19 protein-coding genes are annotated in these 21,235 nt (G+C 57.7%); 9 read left to right on the forward strand and 10 right to left on the reverse strand.

Features of this window, described 5'->3' with window-relative positions:
• Positions 1-181: 181 nt before the first annotated feature.
• Positions 182-757 (forward strand): ubiquinol cytochrome C oxidoreductase, encoded by a 576-nt coding sequence (locus tag GOW98_RS00920; RefSeq protein ID WP_170329167.1) that lies wholly within the window; start codon positions 182-184, stop codon positions 755-757.
• A 14-nt stretch (positions 758-771) separates the two neighbouring features.
• Here the strand turns inward: GOW98_RS00920 and ispG are convergent, their stop codons facing one another.
• The 3 genes from ispG to hemA all read right to left on the reverse strand — a co-directional run bounded on the left by ispG (position 772) and on the right by hemA (position 4,528).
• The gene (ispG, locus tag GOW98_RS00925; protein ID WP_170329170.1) at positions 772-1,893 is read right to left on the reverse strand and encodes a flavodoxin-dependent (E)-4-hydroxy-3-methylbut-2-enyl-diphosphate synthase; all 1,122 of its coding nucleotides are present in this window, start codon (positions 1,891-1,893) and stop codon (positions 772-774) included.
• Between the two features lie 71 nt (positions 1,894-1,964).
• The gene (locus tag GOW98_RS00930) at positions 1,965-3,176 is read right to left on the reverse strand and encodes a helix-turn-helix domain-containing protein (RefSeq protein WP_170329175.1); all 1,212 of its coding nucleotides are present in this window, start codon (positions 3,174-3,176) and stop codon (positions 1,965-1,967) included.
• A gap of 128 nt (positions 3,177-3,304) precedes the next feature.
• Positions 3,305-4,528, reverse strand: coding sequence for a 5-aminolevulinate synthase (gene hemA / locus GOW98_RS00935; protein WP_170329177.1), 1,224 nt, complete (start codon positions 4,526-4,528; stop codon positions 3,305-3,307).
• A 321-nt stretch (positions 4,529-4,849) separates the two neighbouring features.
• On the opposite strand from hemA, the gene GOW98_RS00940 reads away from it, so the two are divergent.
• Positions 4,850-6,235 (forward strand): M20/M25/M40 family metallo-hydrolase, encoded by a 1,386-nt coding sequence (locus GOW98_RS00940; RefSeq protein WP_170329179.1) that lies wholly within the window; start codon positions 4,850-4,852, stop codon positions 6,233-6,235.
• A 56-nt stretch (positions 6,236-6,291) separates the two neighbouring features.
• Here the strand turns inward: GOW98_RS00940 and lpdA are convergent, their stop codons facing one another.
• Positions 6,292-7,686 (reverse strand): dihydrolipoyl dehydrogenase, encoded by a 1,395-nt coding sequence (lpdA, locus tag GOW98_RS00945; RefSeq protein ID WP_170329182.1) that lies wholly within the window; start codon positions 7,684-7,686, stop codon positions 6,292-6,294.
• Positions 7,687-7,901: 215 nt separating this feature from the next.
• Here lpdA and GOW98_RS00950 point away from each other — a divergent pair, with 215 nt between their 5' ends.
• The gene (locus GOW98_RS00950; RefSeq protein ID WP_170329184.1) at positions 7,902-8,336 is read left to right on the forward strand and encodes a hypothetical protein; all 435 of its coding nucleotides are present in this window, start codon (positions 7,902-7,904) and stop codon (positions 8,334-8,336) included.
• Here GOW98_RS00950 and GOW98_RS00955 read toward each other — a convergent pair.
• From GOW98_RS00955 to GOW98_RS00970, 4 genes are all read right to left on the reverse strand, one after another.
• A complete protein-coding gene (locus GOW98_RS00955) occupies positions 8,333-8,911 on the reverse strand; it encodes a DUF924 family protein (protein WP_170329186.1) in 579 nt (192 codons plus the stop codon). The genes GOW98_RS00950 and GOW98_RS00955 overlap by 4 nt on opposite strands.
• A 94-nt stretch (positions 8,912-9,005) precedes the next feature.
• Positions 9,006-10,292 (reverse strand): MFS transporter, encoded by a 1,287-nt coding sequence (locus tag GOW98_RS00960; RefSeq protein ID WP_170329188.1) that lies wholly within the window; start codon positions 10,290-10,292, stop codon positions 9,006-9,008.
• Positions 10,293-10,406: 114 nt separating this feature from the next.
• Complete coding sequence (queA, locus tag GOW98_RS00965) at positions 10,407-11,453, reverse strand: tRNA preQ1(34) S-adenosylmethionine ribosyltransferase-isomerase QueA (protein WP_170329190.1); 1,047 nt, start codon at positions 11,451-11,453, stop codon at positions 10,407-10,409.
• 31 nt (positions 11,454-11,484) lie between these two features.
• Positions 11,485-14,868, reverse strand: a complete 3,384-nt coding sequence (locus GOW98_RS00970) for a YhdP family protein (protein ID WP_367646780.1) — start codon at positions 14,866-14,868, stop codon at positions 11,485-11,487.
• Positions 14,869-14,936: 68 nt separating this feature from the next.
• Between GOW98_RS00970 and GOW98_RS00975 the strand changes: the two genes are divergently transcribed.
• From GOW98_RS00975 to aqpZ, 6 genes are all read left to right on the forward strand, one after another.
• Positions 14,937-15,398 carry a peroxiredoxin gene (locus GOW98_RS00975; protein ID WP_170329194.1) on the forward strand — a complete coding sequence of 154 codons (462 nt, stop codon included), beginning with the start codon at positions 14,937-14,939 and terminating at the stop codon, positions 15,396-15,398.
• Positions 15,399-15,483: 85 nt separating this feature from the next.
• Positions 15,484-16,299, forward strand: a complete 816-nt coding sequence (locus GOW98_RS00980; RefSeq protein WP_170329443.1) for a ferritin-like domain-containing protein — start codon at positions 15,484-15,486, stop codon at positions 16,297-16,299.
• A 179-nt stretch (positions 16,300-16,478) separates the two neighbouring features.
• A complete protein-coding gene (locus tag GOW98_RS00985; RefSeq protein WP_170329196.1) occupies positions 16,479-17,804 on the forward strand; it encodes a DUF5930 domain-containing protein in 1,326 nt (441 codons plus the stop codon).
• Positions 17,794-18,294 carry a bactofilin family protein gene (locus GOW98_RS00990; RefSeq protein ID WP_170329197.1) on the forward strand — a complete coding sequence of 167 codons (501 nt, stop codon included), beginning with the start codon at positions 17,794-17,796 and terminating at the stop codon, positions 18,292-18,294. The genes GOW98_RS00985 and GOW98_RS00990 overlap by 11 nt, the downstream gene beginning before the upstream one ends.
• 97 nt (positions 18,295-18,391) lie before the next feature.
• Entirely contained in the window at positions 18,392-19,201 is an 810-nt protein-coding gene (locus tag GOW98_RS00995) for a zinc-dependent peptidase (protein WP_170329198.1), read from the forward strand.
• A 122-nt stretch (positions 19,202-19,323) separates the two neighbouring features.
• A complete protein-coding gene (gene aqpZ, locus GOW98_RS01000; RefSeq protein WP_170329199.1) occupies positions 19,324-20,010 on the forward strand; it encodes an aquaporin Z in 687 nt (228 codons plus the stop codon).
• Positions 20,011-20,054: 44 nt separating this feature from the next.
• Here the strand turns inward: aqpZ and GOW98_RS01005 are convergent, their stop codons facing one another.
• Both GOW98_RS01005 and GOW98_RS01010 read right to left on the reverse strand, forming a co-directional pair.
• Positions 20,055-20,603: a peptidylprolyl isomerase gene (locus GOW98_RS01005; protein WP_170329200.1), complete on the reverse strand. Its 549-nt coding sequence runs from the start codon at positions 20,601-20,603 to the stop codon at positions 20,055-20,057.
• Positions 20,596-21,102, reverse strand: a complete 507-nt coding sequence (locus GOW98_RS01010) for a peptidylprolyl isomerase (protein WP_170329201.1) — start codon at positions 21,100-21,102, stop codon at positions 20,596-20,598. Before GOW98_RS01010 ends, GOW98_RS01005 begins: the two co-directional genes overlap by 8 nt.
• Between the last annotated feature and the right edge of the window lie 133 nt (positions 21,103-21,235).

Consider the following 21,235-nt stretch of genomic DNA (forward strand, 5'->3'; position numbering starts at 1 on the left):
TGCTTTTCAACTTTAACCAACGTATTCGAATTGCCCAAAGGCATTGTGCCTGTAAAATCCTTCGAATTCATTTTTACAACCCCATCCAGACAGACCATAAACAAACTTCTCAATAGCAGTGTATTTCGCTAAGAATTCTACCAAAGCGCGATTTTCTGAACCAATTTAAAGCAGCTATAAAATGAAGAAAAAGGGTGTTTTCCTTTACCGCGTGACGGCAGTATGGGCCTTACTGACGGCCGCAACTGGACTGTATTTTCTGTTTTCCAGCACGAGACCAACAGCTGATGTCGTAGCTTACTACAAAAACAGTCCAGGCACTGTCCAAGTTAAAAGCTGGGCCCCCGGCGATGCGCGACTCCTCAACATTAAAGGTAGGCCGGTTTTAATTTGGCGCCGTAACCTTGCAGAGATGGCGACAGCCATGCATCAATTCGACCCTAGTATCGCTTTGGAAGAATGGTCAGAGGTGTTGAGCAACGGCGCGCTTGAGCAGGAACTTGGTCCTGAACGCTTTGCGCGCCTTGTGTGGTTCGTCGTCAGCCCGATAAGCACTGCGGGGCTTGAGTGCATTGTGCTCACAAAGGCCGGAGACTTCGATGGATACTTCGATCCGTGCCGAGGCGCGCATTACGATATGTGGGGCCGTTCCCGAAAAGGCCCAACCAACGAAAACCTGAAGGTGCCACGTTATAAGATTGACGAACAAGCGCAAATTATTGTCATTGATGTATCAAGACTGCCATCGCCGAGATAGGTGAGCCCCCCACCCTACTCAACAGCTTCCGCCGCCGCATCCAGTTCAGCAGCCTTCTTCTCAACCTCTTCGACGATGTGATCAATCATCTGATCGTTGGACATTTTGTGGCTGGCCTTGCCCGCCAGATAGACCATGCCCGACCCGGCCCCGCCGCCGGTAAAGCCGACATCGGTCATCAGCGCCTCACCCGGTCCGTTCACGACGCAGCCGATGATCGAAAGGCTCATCGGCGTCTTGATGTGCTCAAGCCGTTGCTCCAGTGCCTCGACCGTTTTGATCACGTCAAACCCCTGCCGCGCGCAGGACGGGCATGAGATGATGTTCACGCCGCGATGGCGCAGGCCCAGAGATTTCAGGATCTCATAGCCGACTTTGACCTCTTCAACGGGGTCGGCGGACAGGCTGACGCGGATCGTGTCACCTATCCCCATCCACAATAGGTTACCCAGACCAATGGCCGACTTGATGGTGCCGGACACCAACCCACCGGCCTCGGTAATACCCAGATGGATGGGTGCATCGGTGGCTTCAGCAATGCCCTGATAGGCGGCAGCGGACAGGAACACGTCGCTGGCCTTCACGCTGATCTTGAAGTTGTGAAAGTCGTTGTCTTCCAGAATGCGGATATGCTCCAACCCGCTTTCGACCATCGCTTCGGGGCACGGCTCGCCGTATTTCTCAAGCAGGTGCTTATCTAGACTGCCCGCATTCACCCCAATCCGGATCGAGCAATCGTGGTCGCGCGCGGCTCTGATCACCTCTTTAACGCGCTTTTCATCACCGATATTGCCAGGGTTGATCCGTAGACAGGCAGCGCCAGCCTCGGCGGCCTCGATCCCGCGTTTGTAGTGAAAATGGATGTCGGCCACGATCGGCACGGGGCTTTCGCGGACGATCTCTTTCAAGGCTTTGGACGATGCCTCATCCGGGACAGAAACCCGCACGATATCTGCCCCCGCCTCAGCCGCCGCCTGCACCTGTGCCACGGTCGCTGCCACATCGGTTGTCAGAGTATTCGTCATAGTCTGGACCGCAATCGGGGCATCACCTCCGACAGCAACATTCCCGACCATGACCTGACGGGATTTGCGGCGATAAATATTGCGCCACGGACGAACGTGATTGAGCGACATGGGGACGGGTCCAAGACAGCCTGAGTTGGGTCTTTAAATAGTCCCCCTAAAGGGGCATCGCAATGGCTAGATCACTCGGCGGTGTCTTCGGTGCCCTGCGCCTGAAACTCAGCCACCAACTGCGTAATTGTGCTGTTCTGATCAGCCGGAAGATCTGCAACGGTATAGCTCTCGGAAACCGCGTCCTTGGACAGGACCACGCCTTTGGCGACAGTCCCCGGAGCACCGGCTGGCCCATAGTGTTCGCCATTCATCGAGAAGAACACGGATCCAGACGCGCCCGCGCGCAGCAGCGGCGGTTCTTCGGTCAGGGGAACCTCGAACACGCTGCCCTGTTCGACTGTGCCCAAAGTACCCTCGAAAATCACGCTGCCATCGGCAGCAGTGACCCGCATCCAGGCCGGATTGACCGCAACGATCTTGAGCCTTGTGTCAATCTGCTCGACCACCTGAGGCAGGGTGTCCGGGCGTTCAACGGTGTGAACTTCGGCCACTTCAACCTTGGGCAATTCCTGCGGCTGGAAGGCGCCAACCGTACGCGGATCAAGCGTGGAAATCGGTGCGTCGCGAGCGACCAGAACCGGAACATCCAAGGCCTGAGGGCGATACAAACGGTCCAGCGCCTCGGCACTGGGGGTATCAGCAACGACATCTTCGGTCGCGGCAGTTCCAGCTGCATCCAGCGGATCAAGGTCTGACAGCACCACAGGGGCTTGCTCAACCGGGCTGACCTGCACCTGCTGGATCTTGTTCAGAACCGACCAACCGCCATAGCCGATGCCGCAGATAACGGCCACCAGAACCAGTGACGATCCAATCGCTCGCGGCTCAATCTGACTGACAATGGATTCCCTGCCGGGAGTAAAAGGCGTGTTGGGCGAGATGAAGGGGTCGCGGCCCATTGGCCCCCGTGCAGGCAGGCCACCGGCAGGCTTGCGGACAACTGACGCCTCAGCCGACATGCCATGCGCAACCTCGAACCCGCTTTCCTTGCAGAAGGCGGCAAAGGTTTCGTCCGGGTTCATCCCAAGATAACGTGCATAAGAACGCACATACCCGGCGATGAAGCCGGGTGTGTCGAACGCTTCGGGATTGGCGTCTTCAATAGCAGCGATATAGTTGGCCTTAATCCGCAATTCCCGCTGCACATCCAGAAGAGACTTGCCCATGGTGGCGCGTTCACCGCGCATCATGTCGCCAAGCCGTACCTCGTAATCGTCATAGCCCTTTGGCCTGACGTCGGTATCTTCTTCGGAATCGCGCTGAGATCTGCGCCCAATCATCCCTGCTGCCCCATTCTGCCTGCGCGCGTTTCGCGCTAACGGCGAATCATCCCATTAACGATTCGTCCGTTGATTTTGTTAGCCTAAGCTTAACACGCAGCAAACACGTTGCACACTTTGGTGTGAGGTTATCCGGCAAGTTCGGCGCGATTTAGCGCACAATGTGACCAAAGTTCGTCCATAGCCACCACCAGACGGTTCATTTCGTCCGGTCCGTGCACGGGTGACGGGGTAAAGCGCAGGCGCTCAGTTCCGCGGGGAACGGTAGGGAAATTGATCGGCTGGACGTAAATACCGAAATCATCCAGCAGCCGGTCGCTGAGGATTTTGGTGTGTACCGGGTTGCCGACAATCACCGGCACAATATGGCTGCCATGATCGATCAGCGGCAGGCCCAACCCCTTAAGCCGCAGCTTGAGGATTTTGGCCTGAGTCTGGTGCTGCTCGCGCAGCTCAGGCGCGGTCTTGAGATGAGCAACAGACGCCGCCGCCCCCGCAGCAACCGCAGGCGGCAGCGAGGTGGTAAAGATGAAGCCCGGCGCGTAAGAGCGCACGGCGTCACACATTTTCTCACTGGCCGCTATATAGCCGCCCATCACGCCATAGGCCTTGGCAAGTGTCCCATTGATGATGTCGATGCGATGCGCCAGACGATCACGCTCGGTCACACCACCTCCGCGCGGGCCGTACATGCCAACGGCGTGGACCTCGTCGATATAGGTCAGAGCGCCAAATTCGTCTGCCAGATCACAAATCGCTTCGATCGGGCCGAAGTCACCATCCATCGAGTAGACGGATTCAAACGCGATCAGCTTAGGCGCCTTGGGATCGTCTGCCTCCAGCAGCTCACGCAAGTGCGCGACGTCGTTGTGGCGGAAAATACGCTTGGCCCCGCCGTTGCGGCGCACGCCTTCGATCATCGAGGCATGGTTCAGCGCGTCGGAATAAATAATCAGGCCGGGGAACAGTTTCGGCAACGTGCTCAGCGTCGCGTCATTGGCGATATAGGCGCTGGTGAACAGCAGCGCGGCCTCTTTGCCGTGCAGATCCGCCAGTTCAGCCTCAAGTTGTTTGTGATAGACTGTGGTGCCCGAGATGTTACGTGTCCCGCCCGATCCCGCACCGGCTGCGTCAACTGCATCATGCATCGCGTTCAGAACAACGGGGTTTTGCCCCATGCCCAGATAGTCGTTGCCACACCATACGGTGATGTTCTGCTGCGACCCGTCCGGGCGTGTCCGCACTGCATGTGGGAAATGGCCGTTCCGGCGTTCGATATCGATGAAAGTCCGGTAGCGTCCTTCATCATGCAGCCTGGCAATCGCTGTATCGAGCTGAGCAGTATAGTCCACCGGTGTCTCCTTACGTGCCCGACCAGAGCTTTGAACGGCCGGACGTTATTTCTGGCGCGTGGGCCGGGCGAATCCGGATTTGCGCCGATGCGTTCCCTTGTGCCCATCACGTATAAACGACATTGGGATCACATATTTGATTTGCATCAAATATCCCGTCCCACTCGTTCCGACAAGTAAAGTTACGGCTATAGGACGCGAGGAAACGACGCAGGCACCAGTGCTGTTTCCGATATTATACCACATTCCCTTCAAAGCACACTGGACGGCGCCGGTGGCGCTGATAGGGTTCCGGCAAATCTCAAAAAGCAGGAGACACCCATGTCGCTGGACGCTGTTCTGAACCGCATCGACACTGATCTGCAAACCTCGATCGACCGCCTGATGGAACTGCTGCGCATTCCGTCAATTTCCACCGATCCGGCCTATGACACGCAGGTGGATCAGGCCGCCGACTGGTTAGTCGCCGACCTGCAAAGCATTGGCGTTGCCGCGGAAAAGCGCGAAACACCCGGCCACCCGATGGTTGTTGGTCATGTCGGAGAGGACAGCGACGCGCCGCATGTCCTGTTCTACGGGCACTATGATGTGCAGCCGGTCGACCCGTTGGAGCTGTGGACCCGCGACCCGTTCGACCCGGCCATTGAAGACACCGACAACGGCCCGGTTATTCGCGGTCGTGGCTCATCCGATGATAAAGGCCAGTTGATGACCTTTGTCGAAGCCTGCAGGGCGTGGAAAGCGGTGCACGGCACCCTGCCCTGCCGCATCACCCTTTTCTTCGAAGGCGAAGAGGAATCAGGATCTCCATCTCTAGTGCCGTTCCTGCGCGAGAATGCAGCCGAGTTGAAAGCCGACCTGGCACTGGTCTGCGACACCTCGATGGTGTCGCGCGGCGTGCCGTCGATTGCCTCGCAGCTGCGCGGGATGCTCAAGGACGAATTTACAATCATTGGTCCCCGCATCGACCTGCACTCGGGCCATTACGGCGGCCCCGGTCTGAACCCGCTGCGCGAACTGTCGAAGATCGTCGCCTCGTTCTATGACGACGAAACCGGGCGTGTGGCTGTCGAGGGCTTCTATGAAGGTGTCCACGAAGTCCCTTCCGACCAGTTGCGCCAATGGGAAAACTGCGGGTTCGATGAGGCTGAGTACCTGAACTCGGTCGGCTATTCTCAGCCGCACGGCGAAAAGGGCTATTCGACGCTGGAACAGCAATGGTCCCGCCCAACGCTTGAAGTCAACGGCCTGTGGGGCGGCTATAACGGCGCCGGCTCGAAAACGGTGATCCCATCGCAGGCGCATTGTAAGATCACCTGCCGCCTTGTTGGCGACATGGAGCCGGACGCCCTGCGCAACAAGATCCGCAAACATGTGGAAGAACGTCTGTCGCCGGATACCAAGGTCGAGTGGGACAATGACCTCGACGGTGCGCCCGCCTCGGTCATGAACCTCGACCGCCCCGAATTCGAAGCCGCCCGAGGCGCGCTGTCCGACGAATGGGGACGTGAGGCCGTTTTCACCGGTATGGGCGGTTCAATCCCGGTTGTGGGCTACTTCAACACCGAACTCGGGTTGGATTCGATGCTGGTCGGCTTTGCCAATGACGACGACGCCATCCATTCACCGAACGAGAAATACGACGTTAAAAGCTTTCACAAAGGCATCCGGTCGTGGGCTCGGATACTGGATGCACTGACCCGTTAAACAAAAAAGGCACCGCCGAATGGGCGGTGCCTCTGACGCTGGGATGTTTCCCCAGATCACATATGGATGACCTTCCCGTAAGCATCCAGAACGCTTTCGTGCATCATCTCTGACAGCGTTGGATGCGGGAAGACCGTGTTCATCAGGTCTTCTTCTGTGGTCTCCAACTGACGCCCGACCACGTACCCCTGAATCAATTCCGTCACTTCCGCGCCAATCATATGAGCGCCCAGCAACTCGCCCGTTTTGGCATCGAAAACCGTCTTGATCAGACCTTCGGGCTCGCCCAGAGCGATGGCCTTGCCGTTGCCGATGAAGGGGAAGCGACCAACTTTGATGTCATAACCCAGCTCTTTGGCTTTCGCCTCAGAGTATCCGACCGAGGCCACCTGCGGCTGACAATAGGTGCAGCCCGCGATGCTTTCGGGTTTCACCGGATGCGCATGTTTGCCTGCAATCAGTTCGGCGACCATGACACCTTCGTGGCTCGCTTTGTGGGCCAGCCACGGCGCGCCCGCGATGTCGCCAATCGCATAAAGGCCATCAACTCCGGTCCGGCAGAACTCGTCGGTCATCACATGAGTGCGGTCGATCTTTACGCCCAGAGCTTCCAGCCCCAGATTCTCGACATTGCCCACAATACCAACGGCCGAGATGACGGTGTCAAAGTCGTGCTTCTCTACCTTGCCTTTGACCTCGATGTGCGCAGTGACCTTGCCCTTGGCGCGGTCCAGTTGCTTGACCATCGCCTTTTCCATGATCGTCATGCCCTGTTTGGTGAACGCCTTTTTGGCCAGACCGCTGATCTCGGCGTCTTCAACCGGCAGGACACGGTCCATGACTTCGACCACGGTCGTATCCGCGCCCAGCGTGTTGTAGAAGCTGGCGAATTCGATCCCGATCGCGCCCGAACCGATAACCAGCAGTTTCTTGGGCATCCGCGGTGGCTGCAGCGCGTGCTTGTAGGTCCATACCAGATCGCCGTCGGCCTCAAGACCCGGTAGTTCGCGCGCTCGCGCGCCGGTGGCCAGAACGATGTTCTTCGCGGTCAGTTCCTCGGTCCCTTTGTCGGTCTTGACCGAGACCTTGCCCTTGGCGGGGATTGTGGCCTCACCCATCACCACGGTGACCTTGTTTTTCTTCAGCAGGTGGCCGATACCGCCCGAAAGCTGCGCCGCAACCCCGCGCGAGCGCTTGACGACAGCGTCCAGATCATAGCCGACCTTGTCCGCCTTCAAGCCGAAATCCTTGGCGCGTTCCATCAGGTGGAACACTTCGGATGACCGCAGCAGCGCCTTGGTCGGGATACACCCCCAGTTCAGGCAGATACCGCCCAGATGTTCACGCTCAACCACGGCTGTTTTCAGGCCCAGCTGTGCGGCACGGATAGCCGCCACATAGCCGCCCGGACCGGCGCCGATTACGATCAGATCAAAAGATTGTGCAGCCATGGTTTCCTCTCGGCACAGGTCGAATGAAAATTAGTTTACCATTAAACTAATTTTTGCAACGCATCAACACACCTTCCCCGCGACAAAAGCGACGCAGGGTCAACGGCACAAGATTCTGCAGTTTTCAGCCTATACCGGGCACCTCTCAATGGCTAGAACATAGGGATCGGGTCCGCCCATTCATTCCTTATCACAAGTCATTCGAAAGGGTTACCATGGCCAAAACGCTAAAGGATCTGCTTCTTGCTCTGCTCAACGCCACCCTCATTCTGGTGGCGCTCTGCCTGTTTCTGGGCTGGAGACTGGCATCGACCGTAGAAGACATCACCAAGGCCTTTGAAGAGAAAATCCAGGTCGTCGCGCCGCTCAAGGATGAAATTCGCGGCGTACGGGGCGAGCTTGCCGCCCTGCGTAGCGATCTTACCAACATTCAAACAAGTGGTGACGTAACCGATATTGCCGAAAAAGTTCGGATCTCCACGGCGTTGGTAAAGCTGGATAATCTGGAAGAGAGGATGCAAAGCTCGCAAGCCCGCATCGCGGAGATCACCGAATCCCCGGACACACTGATCAACACCGCCATAGAAAAATCGGCCGACGTAATTGCCGACCGAATTATTGCTGTTCGGGGATGTGTGCCGTCGTCCTAGCCGGCGGCTTGCAGTTCCCGCACCGTGGCACCGTACCCGCCCATATCAACATAGGCTGCTTCGTGCACGGTCATCGGACGTTCCAGCGCCTCGTTGCGATAGGGGAACCGTCCGAACTTGCGGATGACTTCGCGATGCGCCCGCGCGTGCAACAGATTGCTTTTGTCGCCGTCGGTCATGTTTTCACACATCAGACGGACACAGCGTTCCTGATCACACAGGTTTTCCGAATGCATCAAAGGCAGGTAGAAAAACTGCCGCGCAGGTTCATCAATCTTTAGGTCCCAGCCCTTGTCCACGGCGCATTTTGCAGCCGATAGTGCCGCACGATCTGACGAGAACGCCTTTGCGCTACCGCGGAACATGTTACGCGGAAACTGATCCATCAGGATGATGTAAGCCAGTGCTCCGCTGGGATAGGTAAGCCAAAGTGAAAACTTGCCTTCATTCGCGGCTTCCCAGGTGGTCAAAAATCGTTCGCGAATGTCTGCGTCCAAGGCATCGTCTTGTAGATACCAACCCTTGGGACCAATCTCATCTAACCAATAACTCAATACTATTTCAGGACCAACCATTGCCCTAACTCCGTCGTGTTGCCCTCCCCAGGGACGTAAGTTCATTTAAGACCGTTTTACAGATTTGTAACAGTAAAAAATTGCAACACTTGCGTCATAATCTTGTGTCTTGGGCAATATCTTGCGTTTCCTGCTCGGCTTCGGCGGCCTCGATGGCCACTTCTTGGGCCACCTCAAGCGCGACAGGCGAGGCCGTTGGATAGAACGGCGACATGGTTCCGGTCTCATCAACAGGGATCGCGGCACGCTGTGTCGTGCGATAAAGCGCGTAGGTCGCCATGATGACGAGCAACGCGGCAATGAACAGGAAAAAGCCCGGAGGACCAAAGACGGCGTCCCCCATGAGCCAACCGGTGATCAGCGGCCCGGCAATGGCTCCGAGACCGTTGATGAACAACAGACCACCCGATGCAGCGGCCATGTCTTCGTGGTCGAGAAAGTCGTTCGCGTGGGCGATCAGCAGCGAATAAAGCGGGTTCGACATGCCGCCGATCACAAACGCCGCCCCCAGCAGGATCGGGAACGTCAACCCGAACAGCATTCCCACCACAGCAGCGCAGGCCCCTACCCCCGCAACCAGCATGATCAGGAACCGGCGATCCATGCGGTCCGACATCCAGCCCAACGGATATTGCAGGACCAGGGCGCCGATATAGAAGGCCGCGACAAAGGTCGAAATCTCGACCAGAGACAACCCCGCCCGGGCTCCGTAAACCGATGCCATGCCGAACTGAGCCGAGAACACTCCGCCCAGAAGGAACATGCCAACGCAGCCCAGCGGAGAGCTTTTGAACAATTCTCGCAGGGTCATCGGCTTGGTTGTGTCAAACGCCGGGGTAGGCGAAATCGACAATAGAATTGGGGCAAAGGAGACCGAGACCAGAATGGACGCGATTACAAAGGTGTCAAACCCGGCCGGGTCGCCCAGCACCACCAACCCTTGGGCACTGATGATACCGGTCATCTGAAAGATCATATACAACGACAGCGCCTGACCGCGGTTCTCGTTGCTGGCGGCGTTGTTCAGCCAGCTTTCGGCGGTGACATACACGCCGGAAAAGCAGAACCCGATGACGAAGCGGCCCAGAACCCAGACAATCGGATTGGTCATCAGCGGGTAAAGGATCATGACCGCCGAGATAAACGAGGCCAACGCCGCAAACACCCGCACATGTCCGACCCGGCGGATCATCTCGGGCGCAAGGCGCGACCCGCCTAGAAATCCCATGAAATAGGCCGACATGACTAAGGACATCTCAAGCGTGGAGAACCCCTCAATCTCGCCCCGGACACCCAGGATCGTACCCTGCAGGCCGTTGCCGACCATCAGAAGCCCCATACCAAGAAGAAGCGCCCATGCGCTGGAAAGGACCTGAAGCATTGGGGTCTCCGTATTATTTGCCGACCGGACTTAAGGATTCGTTTTGATATGAAAAACTGCTCTGAACGCGCTTGTCTACGACATTGCGAAGGCGTGATCCCGACATCGCGTCCCTTATGGGATCAAAAGCGACGCGTCTCCGTATGAGAAGAACCGGTACTTCTGTTCAATTGCATGGGCATACACGTTGCGCATGCGATCTTGCCCCATCAAAGCCGAAACTAGCATCAACAATGTAGATTTTGGCAGGTGGAAATTGGTCATCAGTGCGTCGGTGACGTGGAATTGGAAGCCGGGATAGATGAAAATGTCGGTTTCACCCTCCCACGGTTCGATCTGACCCGAGCGCGCTGCGCTTTCGATCAGGCGCAGCGCCGTGGTGCCGACCGGGATGACCCGCCCACCAGCGGCTTTGGTGGTTCGGATTTCCTCAGTAGCGGTGGCGCTGACCCTGCCCCATTCGGCATGCATCTTATGGGTTGTGACGTCCTCGACCTTGACCGGCAGGAAAGTCCCCGCGCCAACATGCAGGGTCACATGGCTGAACGTTACACCGCGGGCCTGAAGTGCCTGCATCAATGCCTCATCGAAATGTAGCGAGGCAGTGGGCGCCGCGACCGCACCCGAGTTGCGCGCCCAGATCGTTTGGTAGTCGGTCTTGTCCTGCTCATCCGCCGGACGTTTGGCTGCGATGTAAGGCGGCAGCGGCATCGCACCCGCTTGTTCCAGCGCGGCATCGAAATCATCGCCCGTCATGTTGAACCGCAAATAAGCCTGCCCGTCATCTACCCGTTCCAGCGCGGCACTCAGGTCAGCAGAGAACTGAATCTCTTCACCCAGTTTGACCTTTTTAAGCGGCTTGATCAGCGCTGCCCATGTGCCATCGGCCTGCGGGTCCAGAAGAGTCGCCTCGATCGCTGCAGACACCGGCCCCTGCGCGCTGTCGCGGTGACGACGACCGTTCAGACGTGCGGGTATCACGCGCGTGTCGTTCAGCACCAACCGATCACCGGGTCGCAGCCAATCGGGCAGGTCGAACACATGCGCGTCCGAAACCACGTCGCCATTGGCCACCAGCAAACGCGCCGACGATCGCGGGTTGGCAGGCCGCGTGGCAATCAGGTCTTCGGGCAGGTGGAAATCAAAATCGCTGAGTTTCATGGCCGCGCCATACAGCGCCCCCTATCCCGTTTCAACGGTCCTCTGCACTTGATCCAAAAGTTCGTTTTGGTTCTTCCGGTTTCACGGGCTGCGCGTTTGGTCCATCAGACACTGTGGGTGCGGGGGCTCTTAACAGGTTACGCAGAAACAGCGGTGCCAGACCGGACAGCGGATTAACGGTTACTTTCGGCTGTCGCAACGGCCCCGTGAGAGTGTAGTTGAACCCAATGACGCCCTCGCCTTTTTTGGTAAAAACACTGCCAATCGCGTTGACCAGGTAGATCGGAGAGATCGCACCGCGCAAATTCAGCATCCCGGAAACCGTGTCTATGGTGCCGTCAAACGACAGGCCCATCGACGGCCCGACGGCACTGCCGCTGAGTACCTTTACCTGAGTCGGGGTGATGCGCATGCGGCTTTCGATGGTGGCAAAATAGATGCCCTGCCCGGCCATTTCATCCAGCAAACCAACAAGGCTGATGGCGTTCAACAGCGCCGCCATAGCTGGTGCATCCTTGATGCGAGTATTTTTGATCTTCACATTAACATCGTAATTGCCGGGCCCCGCGATTGGTTCAAGTTGCAAATCAAGGGACCCTCCCCGCGCTTGTGTGATCATCCCGGCTGACCGCAAGACTGCCCCTGCATCGCCCGAGGTCAGTGTTACCGCACTACGGCTTGCCCGAGGTGCGACCTGCCCCCGCACTAAAGCTCCCCCGTTGACGCCAGCAGTGAAGGAGCCTTTGACGCCCCCAGTTGTCTGAAAATCGCCTTTGAAGCCAGTCAGCGCTATGGTTTCGGTGATTTGCAGGCGATCCAATGTTACGTCCAACCGAGGACCAGCGCCGGAACCACCGCCACTACCGCTACTGCCAAAGGTCGCCCGCCCCAGATTCATGACACCACCCAACACACGAATATCCGGCAACGCAGAGCCCCTGCTGACCAGTTCGGCCGGAACCGCTAACCAATTGCCTAGATCAAATGAGCTGAAACTCACACGGTCAAAATCTCCATCGCGAAACGAGATTGATGCGGTTGTACGCAGCCCGGCGGCGTTGAGCTTGAGTTCGTCCACGCGCAGGTTCTCTCCCAGCGTCGCCGCAACTGTCATAGTACCGGTTGTGCCCGGCCCCTTACGCCAGCCCAGTTCAGGAATGGACAACGTCACGCCTGCCAAATCAGAGGACGCCGTCAGTTTCGGTGGCGTTCCTGCACCAATGCCCAGCGCGATATCCGCAGTGCCCTGCCCTGTCAGCATCCCCTTCGGCAGTCCAGCTTTCAATTCGGTCATAAGGCGGGGGGACAGTTCTATCTGCCCCGTCAATTCGCTTCGCTGTGGTTCGGTGCCGCCGATGGGCTGCCGCCATGTAGCCCGAAGCGGAACATCTCCAAACAAACCATTGCCCGAAACAGCGACCTCAGTCTGATCGCCCACCAACTCAAGCCGAGCGGCACTGACTGAAAACCCAGGCACCAGCTTGTCACTTTGTACGTCATCAATCTCGCCAGCAAAGTGGAACTCGGCCTCTTCGAATTTAAGACCCTTTTTCAACGGCAGAGCCAACGTTCCGGTCAGGTCCACCTCACCTTCGGCCAAATCGACTGGCAGGTTCGCCTTGGTCAGCAACTCAAGCGGCGGCCGGTCAAGTAGCGACATTGCCGCCGTAACGCTCCCTTTGGCGGCGATACGGGTAATCGACGGAGACACCCCTTTAATGCCCGTATCAGGAATAATGAATGAGGTGCCCGTCGCATCAACCGCTCCGCCCTTGTCAGCAACAACAACGCCTTTTTCCGCCGTGGCCGTGAAACGGTCATTGATCAGACTGGCCTGCCCTTGTGCGTTCTCGAGTGGCGGCAGTGTCTTGGCAAAGCGGATCTTTGCTTTCTCGAACCCAAAGTCCAGATAGATGTCCGGCTTGTGCGCTGGTTGCAGCCGCAAGGCAAAATCCACGTCCGAAAATTGGCCCTCATACAGATTCTCGGCAACCCAAATCCGCGGCTTCGGCGCCAGACGGTCCGGCCAATAGTTCAACAACTGATCTGCATTCATATTGTCCAGATGCGCATCCACCTGTACCGCCCAACCATCTTTTTCGCCCGTCAGTTTACCCGAGCCCAGCAATCGGTAATTGGCATCTGCAACCATGATTTGACCTAAACGCAGCTCGAACGGGGCCAGTTTCATTTGCATGTCCAACTCGGCACGCGCCAGTTTCAGCGGTTCCGGGAAAAGGTTGGCCGGGTTGATGTTGATGCTGCTGAAGCTCAATTGTGAGGTCAGGCTTTCCAGAGTGCCGGTCTCGATACCGTCTAGAAAGGCCTTACCCTCACCCTGAAACGATCCCCAAGCCGAAACCACCGATACTTCGTTGAAATCCAACTCTTTACGGTTGGGGGTGTAGGTGAAGTAAGTTCTGGCTGACTCGAACGGGATCGGACGTGTTTCCTGCGTCGGCTGAACCGCCCCTGCGCCAAGGTTTAATGTCGCGAAGACCGGTCCCAGCGCCGAGTTACTATCGACACTTCCACGCAACGCGCCCGAGATTGGTGCCTTGAGGACCTGCAGCCATGACAAAGCAAGACTCTGGCTGGCGATATCTTCGGCAGGCAGATCGGTGATCGCAACGCCAAAACTCGCCTGAGGAGTACCCAGGACACTGGTATAGTTTGCTTCGACAGAACTGGCATATTCGCGCCCGGTCAGAACCGAAAACCCGGTGGCCAGATGCATTTCATCGCCTGTTCGGGTGGCCGTAATGTGACCTCCGTCAAAAACCCAGGCGCGACCTAAGCGAAGGTCTTTGAAATCAATTGTGAGGGATTCCAAATCGACCGATCGAAGCCCCGATAGGATAGGTGAAAGAAACACCTCGTCCGATTGCTCAATCAGTTGCGCCAGATCAGGTGCTTCCTGTACCGGGGCGCTTCCTGACCCAACGGTCAGCGACAATGCCCCGTCCAGCCCCCGGGTCAGATCGAATTGCGCATCCCGAACAGTGATACGGCGCGGGCGAATCTGCCCTCGAAGCAAACCACGCATGGACAATCGGGTCTGCAATTCTGAAACCCGCGCGATCTGCTGTCCCGCTGCATCACTGATTGTCACATCTGTCAATTGCAGACGGGGACGCCATTCTTCGTTGACGATAAAGCTGGCATCCCCAAAGCTGAACTTCAGGCCACCCAGACTTTGCTCCAGCCTTTGCTCCACCTTATGGCGCACCCATTCCGGCGCGTGTAGATTTTGGCCGAACAGAAAGAACCAGCCAGCAAACACAAGCAAACCCAGCGACAAAACCGTCCAGCCAGAGAAATGCGCAGCTTTACGGCGACGCGATCGGCGACGACGCGGAGGTTCCTCCGGCTGAGCCGCACTTTTTTCCTCGTGCTGCACCAATTTTCTATCCACGCCTTCCAACCCGCTTACGCCGCCCTATGATGACGGGCAGCCCTTAAAAAACTTTAGCGGAGTTTCCAATGCCCGACGTTTCAGACATCGCCCCTGATTTCACTTTGCCCCGCGACGGAGGTGGCGAGGTCACCTTGTCAGCCCTGCGCGGCAGCACCGTGGTTCTTTTTTTCTATCCTCGTGATGATACGCCGGGCTGCACCAAGGAATCCATCGGTTTCTCGGAACAACTTCAAGCATTTGCCGATGCGGGCGCTCAAGTTTTCGGCATCTCACGCGATAGCGTCGCCAAGCACGACAAGTTTGTCGCCAAGCACAGCCTGACCACGCCGCTTTTGTCGGATGAGGGCTCCTCGGTATGCGAGGACTACGGCGTGTGGGTGGAAAAGAACATGTACGGGCGCAAGTCGATGGGGATCGAGCGTTCGACCTTTATCATCGACGCCGAAGGCAAGATTGCCCGCGTCTGGCGCAAGGTCAAAGTGCCGGGCCACGTGGATGAGGTGCTGGAGGCCGTGCGCACCCTGTGACCCCTCTCGACCACGGTCGCCATCCGGTCTAAGACCCGCTCACCTGACCAAGCGGAGAAAACCAGTGTCGAAAACACTGACCCAGATGGCGACCGAAGTTCTGACCACAGCGGATGGGCGGGAAAAGACCGCCCTGTCCAAACGATATGCCGCGGCGTGGTTTGCATCGCGCAAGGAGGACGCGCCCGAGATTGAGATCGGCACCTCGACGCCCCCGTTGCAACCGGCACGGCCGGATCGACCGGAATTGTTGTCTCCGCGCGAGGTCCCGAAACGCAAACCCGGAACCGAAGCAGGTCGGATTGCCCTGCTGCACGCGGTTGCGCATATCGAGTTGAACGCAGTTGACCTGCATTGGGACATCATCGCCCGCTTTGGTCACGTGCCGATGCCGATCGGATTCTACGACGACTGGGTCAAATGCGCCGAGGAGGAATCGCGCCATTTCGAGATGGTGTGCGATTGCCTTGAGAGTAGGGGCAGCCACTATGGCGCCCTGCCCGCCCATGCCGGAATGTGGCGTGCAGCCGAGGACACCACTGAAGACCTGATGGGACGGCTGGCCGTGGTGCCAATGGTGCTTGAAGCCCGCGGTCTGGACGTGACCCCCGGCATGATCGATATCTTTCGCAAGGCCAAGGACGAGCAGGCCATCGCCGCGCTGGAAGTCATCTACGCAGAAGAAGTCGGACATGTAGCCTATGGCTCGAAATGGTTCCATTTCCTGTGCGGGCGTGAAAACGCCGACCCCAAGAACGTGTTTCACCAACTGGTGCGGCGGTACTTCCACGGCGCGTTGAAACCTCCGTTCAACGAGGAAAAACGAGCCGAGGCTGGGTTGCCCCCTGACTTCTACTGGCCGCTGACCGAAGACCTGCCACCGCCCGGTGCCGCGCAGTAAGCCTGCTCAAGTTGACGTTATCGGCAATTTCCCGCCGAGAATTGGCGGGAATTCCCTGCATTGTTGTGTGAACTAGTTAACAAACTTGCCCAAAGCAAACGCGCCCTCTATGCAGTTCGCCCAAGGGACGGCTATCACTCACGACCGGTCCCGATCTTGGGGATGAGAGGTGAAGACGCGTGCGAACACGTCTGGCAATCAAACTACACTCACTGCTCGAGCGGCATTTCCCGGAACGCCGGGTTTTTCTGAAATCTGACAACGACACGCGGTTCATTCGGCTGAGTTCGGAAACCCAAATCGCAGCCGTCGCCGGTGTGGCGGTAATTGTTGGCTGGACCGCAGTGGCCACGGCAATTCTGCTGATGGACAGCATCGGATCGGGCAACTTCCGCGAACAGGCCAAGCGGGACCAGGCAACCTATCAGGAACGTCTGAACATCCTGTCTGCCGAACGTGATGCCCGTGCCCAGGAAGCACTGGCCGCGCAGGACCGGTTCAATGCGGCGCTGAAACAGATCTCGGCGATGCAGTCGGAACTTCTGGCCTCGGAAAACCGTCGCCGAGAGCTTGAGACCGGGATTGAGGTGATCCAAACCACCCTACGCGCCACCATGAAGCAGCGCGAAGAGGCCCGCACCGAACTGGCCAGCGTTCAGGTCGAGGCCGATGACGGCGAAATGTACGTCACCGCATTAGCCGCCCCCGAACAAATGAATTTCATGACCGAGGCACTAACCCGCACCGCGCAAGAGCGCGATCAGATTGCGGCAGATGCCAAGGACGCACTGGATCAGCGCGACGAGCTTGAACTGGAAATCCAGCTGATGCAGGAACGCAGCGACGAGATCTTCCGCCAATTGGAAGAGGCGATGGTGATCTCGGTCGAACCACTGGACAAGATGTTCCGCCAGGCCGGTATGCCTACCGACCGTATTATTGAAGAGGTCCGCCGCGGTTACAGCGGTATGGGCGGACCGCTGACACCCATCTCTTTCAGCACGCGCGGTGAGGACCTGACCCCCGACGAAATCCGCGCAAATGTTTTGCTGCAACAGATGGATCAGCTGAACCTGTACCGCATTGCTGCCGAAAAAGCTCCGTTTGCCAATCCCGTAAGTTCCGTGGTGCGGTTTACGAGCGGTTTCGGTACGCGCCGCGACCCTAAAACCGGCGGTCGACGCATGCATAATGGCGTCGACTTCGCCGGTCCTCAGGGCACGGATATCTTCGCCACCGCAGATGGTGTCGTCACACATGCAGGCTGGCAATCCGGTTTCGGGCGAATGGTAAAGATCCGTCACGCCTTTGGAATTGAGACACTTTATGCTCATAACACCAAGATCCGCGTCAAGGTTGGTCAAAGGGTCTCGCGCGGGGAACATATTGCTGATATGGGTAGCACCGGACGGTCTACCGGAACGCATCTGCACTATGAGGTGCGCGTAAACGGAAAACCTGTAAACCCAATGACTTACATCAAGGCTGCGAGAAATGTTTTCTAAGAGCAAAATCAACGAGCCCGGATCAAATGCACCCGAGGCGGCGAAACCTGCCGCTCCGGCCACACCGGCGACCCCTGCACCGGCGGAAACCAAGGCCAGCACTGCGCCCAAGCCCAAGCCTCCGGCATCGGTTCTGTCCTCGGATCTGCACATCACCGGCAACATGAAAACCACCGGTGACATTCAGGTCGAAGGCACGGTCGAAGGCGATATCCGTGCGCATCTGCTGACCATCGGCGAAACCGCCACCATCAAAGGCGAAGTCACCGCCGATGACGTCGTGATCAATGGTCGCATCGTGGGCCGCGTACGTGGCCTGAAAGTGCGTCTGACCTCGACCGCGCGTGTCGAAGGCGACATCATCCACAAGACCATCGCTATCGAAAGCGGCGCGCATTTCGAAGGTTCGGTGCAGCGTCAGGACGACCCGCTGAACCCGGGCCGCAGCGCCAAGCCCGGCGCCAACCCGGCGGCAGAGGTCAAGCAGTAACACTGCTCCGATGTCCGAATGAACAAACGCCGCTGGATACCCTGCGGCGTTTTTCTTTTGCCCTTGCTGACCGGCGTAGTCGGTATAGGGTTCTGACATGTTGATCTTTTTCTCAATCTTGCTGCTGATCGCGGGCTTTTTCCTGTACCGCCACTGGTCTAGGTCGCAGGCGCGACAAGAGTTGCTGGCCACCCCCCTGACCAACCACCAACGCAGCGTGATCGAACAGCAGGTGCCGCTGATCTGCCGCCTGCCCGCTGATCTGCGGGCCAAGCTGGACGGCAAGGTGAACCTGTTTCTGGATCAGGTGCAATTCCACGGCTGCGACGGACTGGAGGTCACCGAAGAGATGGAGCTGGCTATCGCCGCGCAAGCCAGCCTGCTGTTGGTGAACAGCGACCTCTGGTATGACCATCTGACGACGATCCTGATCTATCCCAACGCCTTTAAGTCGCGCCAGCGCCGGCAGGAAGGGTATGTCGTCAGCGAGAAGGAAATCGTGCGCACCGGCGAAAGCTGGGATCGCGGACCGGTGATCCTGTCGTGGCGGCACAGCAAGGCGGGAGCGATCAATGACCATGACGGACAGAACGTCGTGCTGCACGAATTTGCGCATCAGGTCGACGACCTCTCGGGGGGCACCAACGGCGTTCCGATCCTCAGCGACGGGCAGAGCTTTGCCGAATGGGAACGTGTCTTTCTGACCGCCTATGATGCCCATGTGCGCGCGGTTGAACACGGCCAACACACCGTCATTGATCCTTATGGAGCGACCGGCCACGAGGAGTTTTTTGCTGTCTCGGTAGAGGTCTTTTTTGAACAGCCGCGGCAGCTGAAAGCGGCTGTTCCGGAGGTATACGAACAGTTGTCAAAACTGTTTCGGCTAGATCCCGCGACTTGGGACTAGCTGTCCGGTCAAACACGGTGGTTTATTTCTGAAAGCTGTGTTTGAAATTTCCCCATTTCCACTGTTTCACAAAAAGCGATTTTTGAATTAACCTTAAATCAGTGTTTTCAGGAGGATTTTTCATGCCATCAAAACTAATGGCCGAGTTTTTCGGCACGTTCTGGTTGGTGCTGGGCGGTTGCGGCAGCGCTGTTCTGGCAGCAGGTGTTGCCGATGTGGGCATCGGCTGGCTGGGTGTTTCCTTTGCCTTCGGCCTTACGGTTCTGACCATGGCGTATGCGGTCGGTCACATTTCGGGCGGGCATTTCAACCCGGCGGTCAGCCTTGGACTGATGATCGGCGGCAGGTTTCCGGCTAAGGACCTGATCTCTTACTGGATCGCACAGGTGATCGGCGCGATTGCCGCCGCAGCGGTCCTGTATCTGATCGTCAGCGGTGCCCCGGGGTTTGAAGGCGTCGGGGGATTTGCCTCGAACGGGTATGGCGAAGCATCACCCGAAGGCTATTCGATGATGTCCGCTTTGGTGATCGAGATAGTGATGACCGCGTTCTTTATCATCGTCATTCTTGGCGCAACGTCCAACTTTGCACCCGACGGGTTCGCCCCGATCGCTATCGGCCTCTGCCTGACGCTGATCCACCTGATCTCGATCCCGGTGACGAACACGTCGGTCAACCCAGCGCGGTCCACAGGTGTGGCTTTGTTCGCTGATGCACCGGCCCTTGGTCAGCTTTGGCTGTTCTGGGTTGCTCCGCTGATTGGTGCCGCCATCGGGGCGCTGATCTGGCAGGCAATGGGCGACGACTAAGCCTAAAAAAGCCCCGAAGCGGACTGCGTCGGGGCTTTTTTTGTTTATTCGGTGACGGTGACTTTTTTCATCACGTCTGGCTGACCGATGACAGCACCGTTGGGGCCATCGCCCCGCTTGATCGTATCGACCACATCCATGCCGTCGGTCACCTGACCAACTACCGTGTATTGACCGTTCAGGAACGGACCCGGTTCGAACATGATGAAGAACTGCGAGTTCGCACTGTCGGGGTCCTGTGCCCGCGCCATGCCCACGACACCACGGTCATAGTTATAGTCTGAGAACTCGGCAGGTAGATCAGGGCGGTCGGACCCGCCTGTACCTGCGCGGCGCATATCGCCGCCGATACGACCAAATTCAACATCGCCAGTCTGCGCCATGAAGCCGTCGATCACGCGGTGAAACACCACGCCATCGTATTTACCTTCAGCAGCCAAAGCACTGATCTGCTCAACATGCTTAGGAGCAATGTCTTCGAACAGGTCGACAGTGACGGTGCCGTTGGCGCCCTCACCTTCGATCTCGATCTGAAGCCCGGTGGCCAGCGCGGGGCTGGCCAAAAGGACGAAAGCAGCGGCCAGCTTATACATCGGCCGCCACCTTGACGCTGATCATGCGATCCGGGCTCGCAGGCGGCTCTCCGCGTACGATGGCGTCCACATGCTCCATCCCGTCGATGACGCGACCGTAAACGGTGTACTGGCCGTTCAGGAAGTGGTTGTCCTTGAAGTTGATGAAAAACTGCGAGTTGGCCGAGTCTGGATTCTGCGAACGCGCCGCGCCCAACGTGCCGCGATCATGCGGCAGTTTCGAGAACTCCGCCGGAACGTTCGGCAGCGACGATCCACCGGTACCCGCCATACGAATATTGAACCCGTCTTCCATGTCGCCATGCTGCACGTCGCCGGTCTGCGCCATGAAACCGTCGATCACACGGTGGAAGGCCACATTGTCATACTCACCACCACGGGCCAGCTCTTTCATCCGGGCGCTGTGTTGAGGGGCCACGTCCGGAAGCAATTCGATGACGACATTGCCGTCTTTCAGCTCGATGATGATGGTGTTTTCGGGATCCTTGATCTCGGCCATGAGGCCCTCCTGTCGTTTAACTTGCGCAAATACCTATGATGCGGGCGCGCGAATGCCAAGTGACGCATTGACCTGAGGGCAAAATGCAGGAAAAGAACCGCCTAAATCTGTTTCACATTTCCGAGGATTGCAC

It is taken from the genome of Ruegeria arenilitoris (assembly GCF_013032445.1).
Taxonomy (GTDB): Bacteria; Pseudomonadota; Alphaproteobacteria; order Rhodobacterales; family Rhodobacteraceae; genus Ruegeria; species Ruegeria arenilitoris_F.